This is a genomic window from Amycolatopsis sp. BJA-103, from assembly GCF_002849735.1.
Classification (GTDB): domain Bacteria; phylum Actinomycetota; class Actinomycetes; order Mycobacteriales; family Pseudonocardiaceae; genus Amycolatopsis.
Window position 1 is genome coordinate 2,065,768 of sequence record NZ_CP017780.1, and the last position, 19,289, is coordinate 2,085,056.

At 71.3% G+C, this 19,289-nt stretch carries 9 protein-coding genes; 6 read left to right on the forward strand and 3 right to left on the reverse strand.

Annotated features, from left to right (window positions below):
* Positions 1 to 10: 10 nt before the first annotated feature.
* The 3 genes from BKN51_RS09095 to BKN51_RS09105 all read right to left on the reverse strand — a co-directional run bounded on the left by BKN51_RS09095 (position 11) and on the right by BKN51_RS09105 (position 3,803).
* A complete protein-coding gene (locus BKN51_RS09095) occupies positions 11 to 721 on the reverse strand; it encodes a nucleotidyltransferase domain-containing protein (RefSeq protein WP_233224172.1) in 711 nt (236 codons plus the stop codon).
* Between the two features lie 189 nt (positions 722 to 910).
* Entirely contained in the window at positions 911 to 2,056 is a 1,146-nt protein-coding gene (locus BKN51_RS09100) for a hypothetical protein (protein ID WP_101607230.1), read from the reverse strand.
* A gap of 244 nt (positions 2,057 to 2,300) precedes the next feature.
* Positions 2,301 to 3,803 carry an MFS transporter gene (locus BKN51_RS09105; protein WP_101607231.1) on the reverse strand — a complete coding sequence of 501 codons (1,503 nt, stop codon included), beginning with the start codon at positions 3,801 to 3,803 and terminating at the stop codon, positions 2,301 to 2,303.
* 72 nt (positions 3,804 to 3,875) lie between these two features.
* On the opposite strand from BKN51_RS09105, the gene BKN51_RS09110 reads away from it, so the two are divergent.
* The 6 genes from BKN51_RS09110 (at position 3,876) to BKN51_RS09135 (ending at position 19,282) form a co-directional block, all read left to right on the forward strand.
* Positions 3,876 to 7,073 (forward strand): ATP-binding protein, encoded by a 3,198-nt coding sequence (locus BKN51_RS09110; RefSeq protein ID WP_101607232.1) that lies wholly within the window; start codon positions 3,876 to 3,878, stop codon positions 7,071 to 7,073.
* A gap of 304 nt (positions 7,074 to 7,377) precedes the next feature.
* Positions 7,378 to 8,157, forward strand: coding sequence for an alpha/beta fold hydrolase (locus tag BKN51_RS09115; protein ID WP_233224171.1), 780 nt, complete (start codon positions 7,378 to 7,380; stop codon positions 8,155 to 8,157).
* 773 nt (positions 8,158 to 8,930) lie between these two features.
* Complete coding sequence (locus tag BKN51_RS09125; protein WP_101613134.1) at positions 8,931 to 11,708, forward strand: AfsR/SARP family transcriptional regulator; 2,778 nt, start codon at positions 8,931 to 8,933, stop codon at positions 11,706 to 11,708.
* A gap of 164 nt (positions 11,709 to 11,872) precedes the next feature.
* Entirely contained in the window at positions 11,873 to 12,031 is a 159-nt protein-coding gene (locus BKN51_RS42990; protein WP_158255814.1) for a hypothetical protein, read from the forward strand.
* 355 nt (positions 12,032 to 12,386) lie between these two features.
* A complete protein-coding gene (locus tag BKN51_RS09130) occupies positions 12,387 to 15,824 on the forward strand; it encodes an AMP-binding protein (RefSeq protein ID WP_101607234.1) in 3,438 nt (1,145 codons plus the stop codon).
* Positions 15,821 to 19,282: a non-ribosomal peptide synthetase gene (locus BKN51_RS09135; RefSeq protein WP_101607235.1), complete on the forward strand. Its 3,462-nt coding sequence runs from the start codon at positions 15,821 to 15,823 to the stop codon at positions 19,280 to 19,282. Before BKN51_RS09130 ends, BKN51_RS09135 begins: the two co-directional genes overlap by 4 nt.
* The last annotated feature ends 7 nt before the right edge of the window (positions 19,283 to 19,289 follow it).

Consider the following 19,289-nt stretch of genomic DNA (forward strand, 5'->3'; position numbering starts at 1 on the left):
CCCTCGTCGGTCACGGGTTTGCGCCGGCGGCCAACTCGCGGAGTGAGGGTGCGAGCCGCTCGGCGTAGTCCGGATCGACCTGCTCGGCCTCGGTCAGCAAAGCCTCGCACGCGGCAGTGAACGCCCGGCTCAGCTCGGCGGGGTCCACCGAGCGCACCAGCGCGTCCATGATCGGGTCGGCCGTCTCGGCGGGGAGATCGTCGATGCCCCGGCCTTGAGTGGCGGGCACATCGTGGCGCAGGCAAGCGAGAGTGAAGATCCCGTCGCGCATTCCGCTGATCATGTATTCCGCCTGCCGGACTCGACGCCTGGCGATGCTCGACCTGGCATGCAGCGCGTAGAGCCAAGCCCAGTCGATGAGGTCCCGCGCCATCGGTGACTTTGTCTTCTCGACATCGTTCGCTTCACCGAAAAGCACTTCGAAACGCGGACCGGTCGCGCCGAAGTCTTCGTCGTGCCAGAACGCGATATCGACCTGGAGAGTGCCGGGCAGCAAGAACACCCTGAACAACGTGTTTCCCGCCCGCACATCCAGATGGGTGATCGCATTGTGCTTGCGATAGAGCGATTCGGTCCATAGTGCGACGAATTCGTCGTAGTCGACGTCGGGAGCCAAGCGCAGCGCCAGGTCGATGTCCGACCAGCGGTCTTCTTTGCCGTGTGCACTTGATCCGGCGAATCCCGCCGCCGTGACCCTCGGTTCGGCCTTTGCCGCCGCCACCAGCTCGTCACGGACACGGTCTCGCTCGACTGTTGTGAACACGACGCCGTACGTTACCAGTGACATGCGAACAAACCATCCTGTCCTTGACGTGTCTTTCCCTGATAACCAGAGAAAGACACGTCAAGAGTGGGATCCTGCTCGTTCAGGACTTCTTGCGGGGTAAGGATTTCACTCCGCGGCCGAACGCTATTGGCCGATTTTCTCTTCCAGCGCACGGCGTCGAGCGGTCACCTCGTCGGGGTCGTCCCCGAGGACCAGTAGTTGCAGGGTGCTTTGCCGGATCGGATTGTCCGTGTGGCCGGTGTCATGACCGGCCACGACGAGCAGGCCGCCGGCGGCCAAGGCCGGACGGATCTCGGCGAGCAGGTCGGTGAGTGCACCGGCGACGGTCAGCTTCACGGATTCGGCGGGGTGGTCAAGGGTGTCGGGGCGGGCGGACTGCATCGCCAGCAAAGGGATCGAGCCACTGGTGATCCGGAAGTTCAGGTCGAGTACGACCTGCTGGCCGTCCCGGGTTTCGGCGCAGTCGAGACTGCACAGGCCGCGGTAGCCGACATCGGCCGCGCGCTGGGTGATCGCCAGGCATTCGGCGAGCAGTTCGGCAGGAGGAGTGGTGACCGCACCGAATCTGCCGCCGGCATAGACCCCGATCGCGTCGACGCGTTGTTCGGTCACGGCCAGCAGGCGGGCCCGCGCGTCCGCAGCCACGTAGAACTGCAGGCCCCAGTTGCGCAGGATCTGCAGGTACTCCTCGACGACGAACTCGTTGAGAACATCGGTGAAAGCCGGCAGCGTGATCTGTTCGTCGGCCTGATGCAGATAGACATCGAGGCTGCCGCCGTGCGCGTCGTTGGTCGCGGCCTTGAGAACCCACGACTTCTCCGCCGGTGCCGCCTCCGCGAGTTGCCCGCGGGTCACGACGCTGCGGTGCGCTTGGAAACGTGGATCGACCAACGTGGTGATGCTGGCTTTGTTGTTCAAATAGCCGACGAGTTGCGCGCTTTTGAGCGCGCGTTCGTCCGGGCACAGCGTGGTCGGCTGCGGGTATTCCATCGACATCAGCAGGCCGTCGGATATCGCTTCGGTCACGCGGGTGGCGAATTCCCTTTCGGTTCGGAACTCGCGCAGGTCGGTGCCGACAGGCAGGCCGCTGTCACGCAGGTGTGCCAGCAAATCCGGGTCCGTGCCACCGGCACTGCAGATCACGGGCATGTCGGCCGCGACAGCGATCGGTCGCGCGGAAACCACGTCGCGGGTGTGGCGGTGCCTGTTCACAGGTTCGGTGGCGGCCAGTTCGGGGCGTGCGCAGACGGCGATGCCGGGACCGTACACATCGGTGAGGGAACGAGGAGCGCTGACGGCGTACGGCAGAACGACGGGAACAGTGATGGAGGGTCTCCTGTGGAGTGAGTCGGACCGGTCAGAACCGGCTGTGGCATGCGAGGAGAACCGAAGAAGGATGACAGCGGCGGCCGATCGACCGCCGCCGCCTGATCACCATGCTACGTCTTGACCTGGTGTAGTGGGCAGGAGCGCGATGGGCACAAGTGGGGCTCGATCTGTCGAGCCGGTGTTCTCATGCCGCGGCCTTCTTGCGCAGCACGGTCAGTGCGATGGCCGCGCTGATCGCGGAGACGACGGCGCAGGCGAGGGCGATCGCGTTGAGTCCGCTGGTGTAGGCCTCCCCGGCGGCGGTCAGCAGCCCGGCGGCGGCATCGCCGGGCAGGGACTGGGCGGTCGTGACGGCGTTCTCCATGCTTTCCACGGCGGGCCCGCCGCCGGGTATCTCGACGACACCGCGGTAGACGGCGTTACCGAGGCTGCCGAACAAGGCGATGCCGAGCGCGGTGCCCAGGTCACCGCCGATGGACGAGAGGGCCGCGGCGGATCCGCCCCGCTCCGGTGGGGCGGATCCGACGACCAGGTCGGTGCCGAGCGCGCCGAGGGTGCCGACGCCGACGAAGACGATCACGAAACCGGTCACCAGCAGCGGCATCCCGCCCGGTTCGACGAAGGCGAGCAGCAGGTAGCCGACTACGCCGACGAGCAGGCCCGCCCCGAGGACGGTCCCGAGTGGATACCGCTTGGCGACGATCGGGGCCAGTTGCGCGGCGAGGATCGACGCGAGGGCCGCGGGCACCAGCCACAGGCCCGCGTCCAGCGGCGAGAGCCCTTCGACCATCTGGAGGAACCCGGTGACGAAGAGGTACGCCCCGCCGGTGCCGATCATCGTGACGACCAGGATCACCAGTGCCGCGGCGAACGCGCTGATCTTGAACAGGCCCAGGTCCAGCAGCGGGTCCGCCAGTTTGCGTTGCCGCCTCACGAACACCGCGCCGAGGACGATGCCTGCGACGAGCGCGGCGACCGGTGTGGTCGCCAGGCCGTGGCGTGCCAGCTCCTTCAGCCCGTAGATGGTCAGCAGGATCGACGCCAGCGACAACACGACGCTGACCAGATCGAGTCGTTCGGCGTCGGGGTCCTTGTACTCCGGCAGCACGAGCGGGGCGACGATCAGCAGGATCACCATGACCGGCACGCCGATCAGGAACACCGAGCCCCACCAGAAGAACTCGAGCAGCGCGCCGCCGATCACCGGTCCGAGCGCGGTGCCTCCCATGAAGCATCCGGCCCAGACCGCGATGGCGCGGCCGCGCTGGGCCGGGTCGTGGAACAGGGTGCCGATCAGCGCGAGAGTGGAGGGCATCAGCGTCGCGGCGGCGATACCGAGCAGCGCGCGGGTGACGATGAGCTGCTCGGCACTGCCGGAGAAGGCGGCCAGCACCGAGGTGACGCCGACGGCCGCGGCGCCGATCATCAGCAGCTTGCGGCGGCCGACCCGGTCCCCGAGCCTGCCCATGGTGATGAGGAAGCCGGCGATCATGAAGCCGTAGATGTCCATGATCCACAGCGTCTGGGTGCCGGTGGGACGCAATCCCTCGGCGAGATGCGGCAACGCCAGGTACAGGACGCTCTGGTCGAGGGCGATCAGCAGGGTGGGCAGGGCCAGCGCGGCGAGCCCCAGCCATTCCCGGGTCCCGGCTTTCCGGATGCCGGTTTCCTCGGTGTTCGATGACATGCCCGAACGGTGCGCCGTGCCGCTCCTGAGCCGCTCTCGGTTCTCTCTCGGTCCGGGGGTTAGCCTGGCCGTATGCGTTTCGGAGTGCTCGGGCCACTCGTGGTGTGGGCGGCCGGCGGGGCGACGGTGGCGGTCCCCGGACGGAAGGTCCGTGCGCTGCTGGCCTGTCTCCTGGCGCACGCCGGACACCCGGTCTCCGCCGACCGGCTCGTCGAGTTCCTGTGGGGCGCCAAGCGGCCGGGTGATCCGCTCGCCGTGCTGCAGACCAAGGTGTGGCAGCTGCGGCGAGCGCTGGAGGACGCCGAGCCGGGCGCGCGCTCCCTGGTGGTGTCGGGGCCGCTCGGCTACGAACTGCGAGGTGGCACGGACGCGGACCACTTCCAGGAACTGCTGACCCGGGCCCGCAAGGCCGTCGAACCACACGTACGGGCCGTTCTGCTCTCGGACGCGCTGACCGTCTGGCGCGGGCCCGCGTTCGCCGGCTTCGCCGACGAGGAGTTCGCGCGTGCCGTGGCCGCCCGGTGGGAGGAGCAGCGGCTGACCGCGATCGAGGAAGCCGCCGAGACTCGGGTCGAGCTGGGCGAACACGCGCTGGTGGCCGACGAGCTGGGAGACCTCGTCGCCCTGCATCCGCTACGGGAGCGGTTGCGCGCGGTCCACGTCCGGGCGCTGTACCTGGCCGGACGGCAGAGCGCCGCGCTCGGCAGCTACACCGATCTGCGCACCCGGCTGGTCGAGGAACTGGGGGTCGATCCCGGCGCCGAACTCACCGCGCTGTACCAGGCGATCCTCACCCAGGATCCGGCGCTGGCCGCCCCGCCCGTCCCCGCGACCACCGTGGCCCGCCCGCCGGCCACCCTGCCGGCCCCACTGACCGGCCTCGTCGGCCGCGACGAGGCGATCGAGGAGCTGCGTTCGCTGCTGAGCGCGCATCGGCTGGTGACGCTGACCGGGCCCGGCGGCGTCGGCAAGACGCGGCTGGCGCTGGCTGTCGCCGCTCGGCTCGGCTCGGCGTTTCCCGGCGGCGTCCACCTGGCAGAGTTCTCCGCGCTCGATCCGTCACCGGGGCGGACCGAGGTGACCTCGGTGGTCGACGCGGCACTCGGGGTCCGCGACGATTCCGGGAAGCCGCTGCCGCGGGCCGAACGCGTCGCACGCGCCGTGGGTGACCGGCCCACCCTGCTGATCTTGGACAACTGCGAGCACGTCGCCACGCCCGTCGCGGAACTCGCCGAGCAGTTGCTGAAGGTGGCGCCTGCCCTGCATTTCCTGGCCACCAGCCAGCTCCCGCTCGGTGTCGCCGGTGAACGGCTCAGTGAAGTGCCTCCGCTGGTACGCCCGGCGGCCGAGGCGGGCCTGAGCCTTGAGGAGATATGCGGGTTCAGCGCCGTGGAGCTGTTCGTGGCGCGAGCGGCGGCGTCCGCGCCACGGTTCGTCCTCGACGAGACCACCGTCGACGCCGTCGTCTCCCTCTGCCGCCGCCTCGACGGGCTTCCCCTGGCGTTGGAGATGGCCGCGACCCGGGTCCGGACCCTGGGCGTGCACGAACTGGCCGCCCGGCTGGACGACCGTTTCCGCCTGCTGGTGAGCACGCGAGGCGCCCCGGCACGCCAGCGGACGCTGCGGGCGGTCATCGACTGGACCTGGGACCTGCTGGGCGAGCCGGAGCGGGTGGTGCTGCGGCGCCTGGCCGTGCACGCCGACGGCTGCACGCTCGCCGCGGCCGAGGAGGTCTGTGCGGGGGACGGGGTGGACCGGGCGGAGGTCCTCGACCTCCTCGCCCGGCTGGTGGACTGTTCGCTGGTCGTCCTGATCGACACGCACGACGGCGCCCGGTACCGGATGCTGGAGTCGGTCACCGCCTACTGCCTCGAACGGCTGACCGAAGCCGGTGAGTTCGACGCGCTCCAGCTCCGGCATCGCGCGTACTACACGGAACTGGCCGAGCGGGCCGAGCCGCGGCTGCGGGAGCACGGGCAGCGCCGGTGGCTTCGCCTGCTGGACGCCGAGGCCGCGAATCTGCGGACCGCATTGGAAGGCGCCGTACGGGCCGAAGACGGCGGACACGCCCTGCGCCTGGTCAACGCGATGGCCTGGTACTGGTACCTGCGCGGGCGGAACGGCGAGGCCGAGCGGTCGCTGGCGCTGGCGCTGTCGGTCGGCGCCGACGCGCCGCCCGCACTGGTGGCCGGTGCCACGGGCCGGCTGGGCGGCGTCCGGCTGCTGCTCGGCGGAAGCGCCGACCCGGTCGCGAAATGCCGCGAAGCGCTGCGACCGTACGAGGAGATCGACGATCCGCTCGGCAAGGCTCGCGCCGAATGGTTCCTGGGGTTGAACCTGTTCGCCATCAGCGATGTGTCGCCGAGCCGGAAGCTGGCCGAATCGGCGCTGGCGACATTCCGGTCGCTCGACGACCGATGGGGCACAGCCGCCGCGCTGAGCAGCCTTGCGTTCTACGCCATGCTGGTGGGGGACTTCGACGCGCTGCGGCGCCACGGTGAGCAGAGCCTGGAGCTCTTTCGTGAGCTGGGTGATCAGTGGGGGCAAGTGAAGGCCATGGAGCCGCTCCAGGCACTGGCCGAGTCGACTGGCGACTACGAACGCGCCGCACGGCTGTGCCGTGAGGGCCTGCGCATGGCCGAGGAGCTCGGGCTGTGGACGGAGGTGTCCTTCCGGCTTTCGGGGCTGGGCCGGATCGCTTTGCTCACCAGGGACTATCCGCGAGCCCGGGAGTTCCACGAGCGCGGGAGGCTGCTCGCGGTCGAGCTGTCGAACGTGGTCGCCGAGTTGTTCGCCGAGATCGGGCTCGGAATGGGAGCGCGCCGGGAAGGCGACCTCGATGCCGCGGAGACACACCTGCGGAACGTGCTCGACCTGCACCGGAAGATGGCGCACGAAACCGGTCTGCCCGCGTTGATCCTCGCCGAACTGGGATTCGTCGCCGAGCTGAGGGGCGAGGCGGCTTCCGCGCTGAAGCTCCAGCAGGAAGGCCTGTCCGTCGCCCGCGGCACCGGGGATCCCCGCACGATCGCCCTGGCACTGGAGGGCCTGGCCGGTGCACAGGGACTGGCGGGTCACGCCGGGCAGGCGGCGAGGCTGCTCGGACAGGCCGAGGCGGCCCGGCGTTCGGTCGGGATGCCCCTGCCCGCCGGTGAACAGGACGACGTCGACCGCATCGCGGCGCGAGCGCGCGATGCCTTGGGCGAAGCCGCGTACGCCGCCGAATTCGCCCGGGGCGCCGACGGTCATTCCTCGTGGTCGAGCGTGTGAGCCGATGACGTCGGCGGTTGGCTGGTCCAAGCTTTGCCCGACATCTCCAGCAACGAAGCCAGGCCCGCCGTTGGTAGGGCCTGCACCAGTGGGATGACGGGGGTGTTCCCGATGTTCTTCGTCCTGCTCGGCCGACAGGCTGGCCGCATGTCGTTCTCTCCTTCTCGTCGCGGTTTCCTCACCATGAGTGCCACGGCCGCCATCGGCGTGGCGTCCCTGGGCATCGCGGGCACCGCACAAGCCGCCGAGCCGGCGCGGATCAAACCGCTGCGGATCCCCCACTCCCGCCGGGACCTTCGACGCGGTGGCCGCCGGTCCGCGGCACGGCCGGAAAGTACTGTTGTTGCAAGGATTCCCGGAGTTCGGCATCGAGTGGGAGCATCAGTTGAGCGCACTCGCCGCCGCCGGTTACCGGGCGGTGGCTCCCGACCAACGGGGCTACTCACCGGGCGTACGCCCTCTCGGGATCGAGAACTACCACCTGGATCACGCCGTCCGGGACGTCCGGGCGATGGCCGATTCCCTCGGCTGGCACCGGTTCGACCTGGTCGGACACGACTGGGGCGCCGCGGTCGCCTGGGTCGCCGCGGCGAAGTACGCACGCCGGGTGCGGTCGCTGACCGCTGTTTCCGTGCCGCATCTCGGCGCCTTCGCCGAGGCGCTGCGGACCGATCCCGTGCAGCAGGAGGCGTCCAAGTACATGGACGACTTCCGGGCGCCGACCCCGATCCCGGAGAACTGGATTCTCTCGGGCGGGCCGCCCAAGATTCCGGGTGCCTCGCCGGAGAAGTGCGCGGAGTACTTCCGGCGGCTTTCCGAACCGGGCGCCCTGACCGCCGCGTTGAACTGGTACCGGGCCAACGATTTCACGGGTTACGAGCAGCGGGTTACAGTGCCGACGCTCTTCATCGCGAGTACGAAGGATCGCATGGTCGCCCCCTCGGGTGTGGCGGCGACCAAGAACTGGGTCACCGGACCGTACCGGCTGGAGAATCTCGAAGGGATCGGGCACAACATCCCCGAAGAGGCCGCCGAGACCACGACGGCGTTGCTCCTCGCACATCTCGCTTCGGTGTGTTCCTAGGAAGGCCAAAGGCTGCTGGCTGGATGTTCTATCGAGGGGTAAGTCAAAGGTGGCGTGGCCGGTAACGGGATGAAGGTGTCCTTCGCGACGTCCCGAAAAGGCTGCTGTGGCCTTCACGGTGGCGTTGGACTGAACCCACGGTGAGCGAAGGCGTGGCTCGCGTGATCAGACCCCGAACTCCGTGAACGTCTCCCGATCACGGGTGAACACCCATCCCGCCCGAGCACTACACTTTTGACCTTTCCCTCAATAATCCGCTTTGCCACTCACGGCCCCCTTCGTAAGCGTGCATATGGGCGTCTGGAAGTGTCCCACGTGGACGGTCAGGTGCGGTCGGTTCAGATCCGCGACGCCGAAGGCTTCCTTCGGACGCGATGAAGGGGGCCTTCAGCCCGGCACGCCCCGCCCGCGAACACGACATGTTTGCCCTTCTCCGCAATAGGCTTCTGCTTGCGAGGTGGTAGCGCTCCGCAGTGTCGATCAGCAATTCCGAGACGCCCTGTTCGAGCGCGCGGACGATCAGTCTCTCCGTGGGCCTTCAGTCGAAGTCGGCGTCGCCGTCATCGTCGAAGCCGATGTCGCGGTCGGCGCGTTCGTTGCTGTCGTGCGGCCCATCAAGCCCCAGAAGCTCAGAGCGGGCTTCTGTCCCTTGGACATGGTGACGACGCTACGTCGACTTCGAGGCCTGGTGCACCGCTGACCGGAGTCCGAAACGGGGCGACCGAGTCGTTCGGTTTTGCGGCATGATCGGTGACGCCGAACGAAGGGCGGTCATGGTTCAGAGCAAAGCAACGGCTCGAGGTCTGCGGCTCAGGGTGCTGGGGCCGTTCGAGGTCGAGACGGCCGCGGGGCCGGTGGACGTGGGCGGGCGGCAGCGGGCGTTGCTGGCATCGCTGGCGTTCTCGGCGAATCAGGTGGTCCCGCTGTGGAAGCTGATCGCTCACGTGTGGGACGAGGAGTCCCCGCTGGACGTGCGCAATGGTCTCCAGACCCTGGTGAGCAGGTTGCGGCGCAGTCTCGGAGCCGAAGTCATCGAGACGACCGAGGGTGGGTACCTGCTGCGTGCCACCGCCACCGAGCTCGACCTGCTCGGACTGCGCGAGCTGGTCGAGTCGGCGGCCGTCGCCGCGAGGGAAGGGGACACCGGCCGTGAGTATGCGTCGCTCGCGTCGGCGGTCCGGTTGTGGCGTGGAGATCCGCTGGAGGACGTCGCTTCGCCGGGGCTGCGGGCGGAGGCGGGACCGCAGGTCGCCGAGCTGTGGTTCGCCGCCCGCGAGCGGATGCTGGACGTCGATCTGGAGCGAGGTCACGGGCAGGAGGTGATCGCCGACCTGCGAGACCTCACCGCGCGGCATCCGCTGCGCGAGTCGCTGTGGGCCAGGTTGATGCTGGCGCTGCACCGGTCGGGGCGGCGGGCCGAGGCGCTGGACGCCTATCGCCAGGTCGCCGGCCTGGTGCGGGAGCAACTCGGCCTCGACGTGGGGCGCGCCGTCGCCGATCTGCATCAGGCGATCCTGCTCGACGACGAAACGCTCGTGGCCGGGCAGCCCGCCAGGGCGCAGGTGCCTCGCCAGTTGCCGGGGGACGTGCGCGGGTTCGTGGGGCGCTGTGACGAGATGGCGGGTCTGGACCGTCTCGTGAGCGGGGCCGACGGTCAACCGGTCGTGATCTCCGCCGTCGACGGTGCCGCCGGCATCGGGAAGACGAGCCTGGCCGTGCACTGGGCACATCAGGTCGTGCCGCGGTTCCCGGACGGGCAGCTGTACCTGAACCTGCGTGGTTACGGTCCCAGCGTGCCGGTCGATCCGGCGGACGCACTCGACGTGCTGCTGCGTTCGCTCGGGGTGTCGCCGGAGCGCGTCCCGGCCGATGTCGAGGAGCGGGCGGCGCTCTGGCGCACCGAGTCCGCCGCGCGCGGGATGCTCGTCGTGCTGGACAACGCCCGTGACAGCGCCCAAGTGCGGCCGTTGCTGCCCGGCGGGGGTTCGGTCGTGGTGACCAGCCGCCGCAAGTTACGCGGCCTGTCCGCCCGGGAAGGGGCGCGCCACATCACCCTGGGCCTGCTCTCCCCGGCCGAGGGGCTGGAGCTGTTCACCGATCAGGTCGGCCGGGACCGGGTGGCGGCCGAGCCGCACGCGGCGGCGGCGATCGTGGAGTTGTGCGCCCGGCTGCCGCTGGCGTTGCGGCTGGCCGCGGACCACGCGGCCCGGCATCCGGAGTGGCCGCTGTCTTCGTTGCGGGACGAGCTGGCCGACCAGCGCGGGCTCGAGGTGCTGTCGGTCGACGACGACCGCGACAGCGACCTGCGTTCACTGTTCGACTGGTCCTACGACGCGCTCGACGCGCAGGCGGCGGCGGTGTTCGATGTGCTCGGCCTGTTTCCCGGCGACAGCGTCGGAAGGCACGCGGTCGCCGCGCTGGCCGGGATCCCGCCGGCGGCCGCGGGTGCCGCGCTCGGGCGGTTGGCGGAGGTCAGCATGCTCCAGCAGCGGCTGCCCGACCGGTTCGAGCTGCACGACCTGCTTCGGCAGTACGCGCGCGACAAGGCGGCGGTTCTGCCCGGTGCGACGGCGGCGGTCGAGAGGCTGGCGGCGCACTACGCGCACACCGCGGAGCGGGCACGCGAGCAGCTCAGCGGCCTTCCGCACCGGATGTCGCTCCCCGTGGCCGGGCACGGCGTTCCGGTCGTCGACTTCGCTGACCACCACTCCGCGGTCGCCTGGTTCGACCGGGAGATCGACACGATCGCCAGGCTGGTCCTCGGCGCGGACGAGCACGGCCTGCACGCCCAAGCCGCGGCGCTGTTCCAGCTGTCCTGGCACTACCTCAACCTGCGCGGATACTGGCAACGGATAGTCGACATGGGCGAAGCCGCCGTCCTCAGCGCGACCGCCACGGGCGACCGGTTCCTCCAGGGCAAGTGCTTGAACGGCGCGAGCACCGGCTACGGCCGCGCCGCCGACCGCGACAAGCAGATCACCTACTGCCGCGCGGCGCTGGAGATCTTTCGCGAACTGGGCGACCTCGCCGAACAGGGCACGGCGTTGCTCAACCTCGGGTCGGCCCTCAACTGGCTGTGCCTGTTCGACGAGGCTGTCGAGCCGCTGCGCGAAGCGGTCCGGTTGTACGAGTCGGTCGGTGACGACCTGTCCGCGGCGATGGCACTCAACAACCTCGCGGACACGTTCGTCGGGCTCGGCCGCTACGAAGAGGCGAGTGGACCCGCCCAGCGAGCCCTCGACACCTTTCGCGACGGGACGGAACCCTCGCGGATCGCCGCCGGTTTGGAGACCATCGCCGCCGTACAGGCGGGGTCGGGTGGTCATCGCAGCGCCGCCGCGACGTACCGGGAAGCCGTCGACCTCGTCGAGGAGCTCCACGTGACCAGGTTGGCAGTGCCGCTCCGAGTCGGCTTGGGGCACGCGCTGCTCGCGGACGGCGACGTCGATCAAGCGCGCCGAGTGTGGCGAGAGGCCTACGACAGGTGCCTTCACGACGGCGATGAGACCGTCGCCGCCGAGATCCGGGCACTGCTTTCCGCGCACGGGTAGCCGAATCCGCGTGCTCGCCCGGACGACAGCGCCGTGCAAGCGCGACGACAGAGGCCGTCGCGTTTCTCGCCTACGGTCCTGTTCGAGCGACGCGTCCCGCCCACGCAGGCGGGAGCACACGGTCGCGCTTCGCCGCACTCGGACCGGGGAGGGCGAGGGCGGCGATGCGAAGAACGATCGTGCCGTTCATGGTGGCCGCGGTGGTGCCGGGTTTCGTGCAAGGGGGTGGCGCCACCGCGGCCGCGGCGCGCCCGGACCACGACGCACAAGCAGGGTTCCGGCGGCTCCGGGAAGTCCCGCGTGATCGGGAATCGTATTCCTGAATCGATTTCGACGAATTCGCCTTCCGGTTGTTTGTAGAAGCATTTCCCGCATGGTGTCGGTTAATATCCGACGCATTACCGGGTGTAGTCGATCGAGTGTCCATAGTGGTCGGAAATTCGGGCGCGAAATGTCGCCCTGGCCGCCGATTGGGCTGGAAGACGTGTGTAGCTGCAACGTCTGGTCCAAGATCAGTAGGCCATCCGAACCAAATCGACAGATTTCGTATTCCTTGGCGCGACAGGTCGCCTTAACCTTGCGTAATTCTTCACCTGAATGGTCACTGGGGAGCAAGATGAAGTCCACGCCGTTGTTGTCGCGCGCCCGAAAAACCTCGGAGCGACTGCTCGACGCCCGATGACACAAACCGGCTGCGTCAGCCGATTCGATGTGCACGCCCGGCAGTCGCCCGACCGGATCGCGGTCATCGAACACGGCACCAGGCTCACCTATGCCCGGCTCGCCGGACTCGCGGGAGGCCGCGCGCTGCGGTTGCGCGACGCCGGTGTCCTGCCGGGGGAGCGGGTCGGGCTCGTCACCGGGCACGGCAGCGCCGCGATCGCGGCGATCTTCGGCACCCTCGCCGCGGGCTGCACCTACGTCCCGCTGGACCCGACCTTCCCCCGGGAGCGTCTCGAATACCAGCTGGCCGCCGCGCGGGTGACCGCAGTGCTCGCGGACCCGGAGTACGTCGAACTGGCGGAGTCCTTGTGCCGTAACGGATCCGCGCGGCTCGTGCGTTCGGGCACGGAGACCGCGCCGCTCCCGGTGCCCGAATCCGATCCGGACAGCCCGGCGTACGTGCTGTTCACCTCCGGGTCCACCGGCAGGCCGAAGGCCGTCGCGCAGACCCACCGCAACCTCCTGCACGTCGTCGACAACCAGATCGCCGCGCTCGGCATCACCGCGGCCGACCGGCTCAGCCTGCTCGCGTCGTTCGGCTTCGACGCGGCGATCCCGGACCTGTACCCGGCACTGCTCAGCGGCGCCGCGGTCGTGCCTGTCGACCTGCGCGCGCACGGCCTCGCCCACGCCGCGCGCGAGCTGGCCCGGCACGAGGTGACCGTCTACCACTCGACGCCCACGGTCTACCGGCATCTGCTCGACGTCCTCGGCGAGACCGGCCTCCCGTCCGTGCGGACCGTGCTGCTCGGCGGCGAGCAGGCGACCCACGCCGACGTCCGCCGCGGCCGGTTCGCGCCGGACTGTGCGTTCGTCAACGGCTACGGCGCCACCGAGGTGACTTTCGCCGCGCAGTACCGGACGACCGCCGCCGAGCTGGGCCCGGACGCCGACGGGCCGCTGCCGATCGGGCGCGCGCTGCCCGGGTTCACGCTCACCGTGCTGGACAGCGGCGAACTCGAAGTGCGCGGACGGCACCTCGTCGACGGCTACCTCGACCAGCCGAGCCCGGCGTTCGGGATGACGGCCGACGGCGGCCGTCGTTACCGGACCGGCGACCTCGGCAGGCTGCTGCCGGACGGGAACCTCGTCTGCCTCGGCAGGCTCGACCGGCAGGTCAAGGTCCGCGGTTTCCGGGTGGAGCTGACCGAGATCGAGGCCCGGCTCGCCGAACAGCCCGGCGTGGCCGAAGCCCGCGCGATCGTCCGCGACGGCGACCTGCTCGCCTACGTGACCGCGACCGGCCCGCGTCCGGACGGCCGGGTGCTGCGGACCGCGCTGGCGGACGTCCTGCCCGGCTACTCGGTACCCGCGGCCGTCGCGGTGCTGGACGGTTTTCCGTTGACTGTCACCGGAAAACTCGACGAACGGGCACTTCCGGACCCACGGGCCGCCGCGACCGTCCCGGCCGAGCGGCTGACCCCGGCCGAGGAACGCGTGCACCGGATCTGGTGCGCGGTGCTCGGCCGTGACCGGGTCGGGCGCACCGAGGCGTTCTTCGACGCCGGCGGCGACTCGCTGCGGCTCGGCCGGGTGCAGGCGCGGCTGGCCGACGAGTTCGGGGTGGACGTCCCGCTGCTCGCCCTGTTCGAGCACACGACGATCGCCGGGCAGGCCGCCTGGTTCACGGAGTCCACTTCGGACACTCGGTCGCCTGTCACCGCGGAGGAGGCGGCAGGGGATCTCATCGCCGTCGTCGGACTGGCCTGCCGGTTCCCCGGCGCGCCGGACGCCGCCTCGTTCTGGTGGAACCTCTGCGCGGGCGTCGACTCGATCCACGACTACGCCGACGACGAGCTGGCGGCGCTGGGCATCGGGCCGGGCCTGCGTGCCGATCCGGCGTACGTGCGGGCGGGTGGCCGGATCGAGGGTGTCGAGGAGTTCGACGCCGGGTTCTTCGGGTTCACCGCCGACGAGGCCGCGCGGACCGATCCGCAACACCGGCTGTTCCTCGAAACCGCGTGGCGGGCACTCGAGGACGCGGGACGCGACCCCGCCGCCGAGACCGGGCCGGTCGGGGTGTTCACGGCCGCCTCGGTGAACCGCTACTTCCTGTTCCACCTGTTCGGCAATCCGGCGGTGACCGGCGACGTCGACCCGGACGACTGGGAGGGGCGGCTGACCGGTCGCCAGCTCGCCGACCACCTGCCCGGCCAGGTCGCCTACCGGCTCGGGCTGACCGGGCCTGCGGTGGCCGTGCAGAGCGCGTGCTCCAGTTCGCTCGCGGCGGTCGCGCTGGCCGCGCAGAGCCTCATGGACTACCGGTGCGACGTCGCGCTGGCAGGCGGGGCGAACGTGACCTGGCCGCGGTACCGCTCGGGTGGGCTCGCCTCGCCGGACGGCCGGTGCCGCGCGTTCGACGTCGCCGCGGCGGGCGCCGGGTTCAGCTCGGGCGCCGGGGTCGTCGTGCTGCGGCGGCTGGCGGACGCCCTCGCCGACCGCGATCACGTCTACGCCGTGCTGCCCGGCTGGGCGATCACGAACGACGGCCCGGACCGCGCGGGCTACGCCGTGCCGGGACCGGCCGGGCAGGCGGCCGCGGTGGCCGAGGCACTGGCCGTCGCGGAGGTCGCCCCGGACGAGGTCGCGCTGCTCGAAGCCCACGGCAGCGGCACCCCGCTGGGCGACGCGATCGAGGTGGCCGCGCTCAACCGTGTCTACCGGGGCGCGCCAACGGAAACGTGTGCGCTGGGCTCGGTGAAGACGAACATCGGGCATCTCGACGCGGCGGCAGGCGTCGCCGGGTTGATCAAGGCCGTGTTGTCCGTGCGGCACGGCGTCATCCCGCCGAGCCTGCACTTCACGGCCCCGCACCCGGAGGTCGACCTGGCGGGCGGCCCCTGGTACGTCCCGGCGAAGGCCGCCGACTGGCCCGCCCGTGAGCGGCGGGTGGCCGGGGTCAGCTCGTTCGGCCTGGGCGGCACGAACGTGCACGTGATCGTGGAGGAGGCCCCGGCCGCCCCACCACGGCAGGCGGCGAGCGGTCCGTTCGTCCTGCCGGTGTCCGCGCGTGACGCGAAGGCGTTGCGAGAGGCGGTGTCCCGGCTGCGCGATCGGCTCGCCACGGATGCGCCGGACCTCGGGGACGCGGCGTACACGCTTTCCGCCCGGCGGGCGTTCGCGTGCCGGGCCGCCGTGGTGGCGGACTCGGTCGCGTCGGCGGTCGCCGCGCTCGATGCGCTGCTGGCGAACGGAACCGACGTCGAGGGCCCGGCCGGGGCGGTGCGGGACCTGGCTGTCCACTGGGCCGGGGGCGGCGACGTCGAGTGGGCCGCGCGGTTCGCGAGCGGTGCACCGGGCCGCGTCCCGTTGCCGGGTTATCCGTTCCAGCGGGAGCGGCACTGGATCGACCCACCGCCTCATCACACATCCGACCAGGGGAGCCTTCGGTGACCGACACCTTGCCCGTCGTGGGCGGCCATGGCCCGCCACTGTCCTATCCGGACACCACGATCACCGGGCTGATCCTCGCCCAGGCCACGCGCACCCCGGACGCCGTCGCCGTCCGGCAGGGTGACGCCCGGCTCACCTACCGCGAACTGGTCGCCGCGGCGACCGGCGTCGCCCGGCTGCTGTGGGCACGGGGCGCGGGGCCCGGCACCCGCGTCGGCATTTGCGCCGACCGGCGGCCGGAGCTGATCTCGACCGTCGTGGGCGTGCTGCTGTCCGGGGCCGCCTACGTGCCGCTCGAACCCGGCGGCCCGAAGGCGCGGCTGGCCGAAATCGCCGCGGACGCCGGGCTCTCCCTCGTCGTCGGTAATTGCGCCCGGGCCGAATTCGGTGCCACGGAAGGCATCGAGGCACTCGACGTGCCCCCGCCCGCGGACGGGCCCGTCGAATGCCCCGCCGGACCGGACGACCTCGCCCACCTCCTCTACACCTCCGGCTCCACCGGCCGCCCCAAGGGCGTGCTGACCAGTCACCGCAACGTCGTCGCGTTCGTCACCGGGTTCGCCGCCGCCCTCGGGATCCGGCCCGGCACCCGGACGCTCGGCCTCTCCTCGCTCGCCTTCGACGCCTTCACCATGGACGTGTTCGTCCCGCTGGCGTACGGCGGTTCGGTCCAGCTCGCCGGGGCCGCCGACCGGGCCGACCCCGAACGGTTGCGGCGGTTCCTCGTCGAGCACGACGTCGAGTGGGGCTTCGCCACGCCGACGCTGTTGTCCATGGTGGACCCCGCGGCCGTTCCCGGCTGGCGCGTCGTCGCCTGCGGTGGTGAGCCGGTGCCCGCGGAGCTCGCCGCGCGCTGGCTGCCGGGCCGGCGCTTCTACAACGCCTACGGCCCGACCGAGACCACCGTGGCGGTCGTCATCGACGAGGTCACCGGCATCCCCGCCGACCCACTGCCGCTCGGCCGCCCGACGCCGAACCACCGGGCGTACATCCTGGACGCCGAGCTGCGGCCGGTCACGCCCGGCGAGATCGGCGAGCTGCTCATCGGCGGGCCGGGCCTCGCGCAGGGCTACCTCGGCAGCCCGGAGCTGACCGCCGAGAAGTTCATCGACGACCCGATCACGCCGGGGGAGCGGCTCTACCGCACCGGCGACCTGGTCCGCGAGCTGCCCGACGGCCGTCTCGGGTTCGCCGGCCGCGCCGACCGGCAGGTGAAGGTCCGCGGCCAGCGGATCGAGCTGGGCGAGGTGGAGGCCGCGCTCACGGCCCACCCGGACGTCGACGCCGCGGCCGTGACGGCCGTCCCCGGGCTGGGCGGCACCCGGCTGGTGGCCTTCCTGGCACCGGCGTCCGCACCGTCCGATGTGGACGTACTCGGCCGGGACCGGCTCACCGCGGCGATGCGCCCGGCCGCGGTCCAGGTGCTCGACCGCCTGCCGGTCAACCCGGTCACTGGCAAGATCGACCGGCCCGCCCTGCGCGACCTGGCCGAAGCGATGCTCGCGGGACAGCGGGAGGACCTCGGCCCGCTCGGCACCCCGGCCGAACGCGCGGTCGCGGCCATCTGGCGGCGGGTGCTCGGCGACGGCGCGGGGACGGATTTCCTGACCTCGGGCGGGAACTCGATCGCCGCGATGCGCCTGGTCGCGGCACTGCGGGCGGAGCTGGCCGCGGACGTCGCCACGGAGGACGTGTTCGCGGGCGGCACTCTCGACGGGCTCACCCGGCGGGTCGCGGCCGCGCCGCCACTGACCGGACCGGGGCTGACCACCGGGCACACGCCCGCGCTGTCCCCGCCGCAGCGGCGGCTGTGGTTCCTCGACCAGCTCGCCCCGGACGCCGCGCCGTACAACATCACGATGGCGTTCCGGCTGACCGGCGCGCTGGACGTCGACGCGCTGCGCCACGCGTTGCGCGCGGTCGCCGAGCGGCACGACGTGCTCCGCTGGCGCATCCGGTCCGTCGACGGCGCGCCACTGGCGGATCGCCTGCCGCCGTCGGACGTCCCGCTGCCGATGGCGCCGGTGACCGAGGACGGCCTGCGTGCCCGGCTGGCCGCCGACGCCGCGACGCCCGTGCACCTCGACCGTGAGGCTCCCTGGCGCGTACGGCTTTACCGGCTCGGCGAGACGGAGCACGTTCTCGGCTTCACGCTGCATCACGCGGTGTTCGACGGCTGGTCGCAGGACCTGCTCTGCGCCGACCTCTCGGCGGCCTACCGGGGCGAGCCACTGCCGCCACCGGTGGCGTCCTACGCGGACTACGCGGTGTGGCGGGCCGGACGCGACGAACGCCGGGAGGCCGTTGATGTCGCCTGGTGGACCGGACATCTCGCCGGTGCACCCTCCACAGTGGACCTACCGAGGGACCGGCCGCGCCCGGCCGTGCAGACCTACCGGGGCGCGAGCCTGCGTCAGTCCTTTCCGGACGGTGCCGCCGAGTCGGTCCGGGCACTGGCCGCCCGCACCGGCACGACACGTGCCGGAGTGCTGCTCGCGGCGTTCGGCCAGCTGCTGCGGCGGCTCACCGGCGCGGCCGACCACCTGGTCGCCACGGTCGTCGCGGACCGGCAGCTCGCCGAGTTCCAGGAGGTCGCCGGGTTCTTCGTGGACATCGTGCCGGTGCGGCTGCGGGCCGACGACTCTGCCGACTTCGCGACGCACGTCCGCGGCGGCGGCGCGGAACTCCTCGCCGCGACCGCGCATCCGGCCGCGCCGGTCGAGCGGCTCGTCGAGGCGCTCGGCGTGCCCCGCGATCCCGCGCACGCCCCGCTCGTGCAGGTGATGTTCAACGTCCTGAACTTCACCGAGCCGCGGCTGGACCTGCCCGGCGTGCGGTCGGGGTGGCTGCCGGTGGACAAGCCGGGGTCACCGTTCGACCTCACGGTGTACGTCCACGACGACGGCGTCGAACTGCTGTACAACCCGGACCTGTTCGACCACACGCGGATGACCGGGCTCGCCGAGGACTACGTCGCCCTGCTCGCCGCGCTGACCGCGGCGCCGGACGCGCCGGTCGGGACGAGCGTGCCGGAACTGCCGCGGGCGGGCGTCCGCACCGCCGCGCCGGACGCGATGAGCCGCGCACTGCCACCGCCACCGACGGCCGCCGCCGCGGACCCGGTGGCGCTCGCCGCGACCGAGGCCGTGATCGCCCGTGCCTGGTGCGACGTCCTCGGCGTCGCCGAAGTCGGGCACACCGACAACTTCTTCGACGTCGGCGGGCATTCGCTCGCGCTGGCCAGGGTGCACGCCCAGGTCACCGCCCGGCTCGGCCGCCGGATCCCGATGGTCGACCTGCTCAGCCATCCCACCGTCCGCGCCCTCGCCGCGCACCTGCACTCCGGCGGCGGAGCCAGCCCGGAGCTGGCCCGCGCGGCCGAGCGCGTCGCCGCCCGCCGCGGCCGCACCCAGACCAGAAGACCCCGCAGCACCGCCGGCCCGGCCGGCCTCGGATAGGAGCACC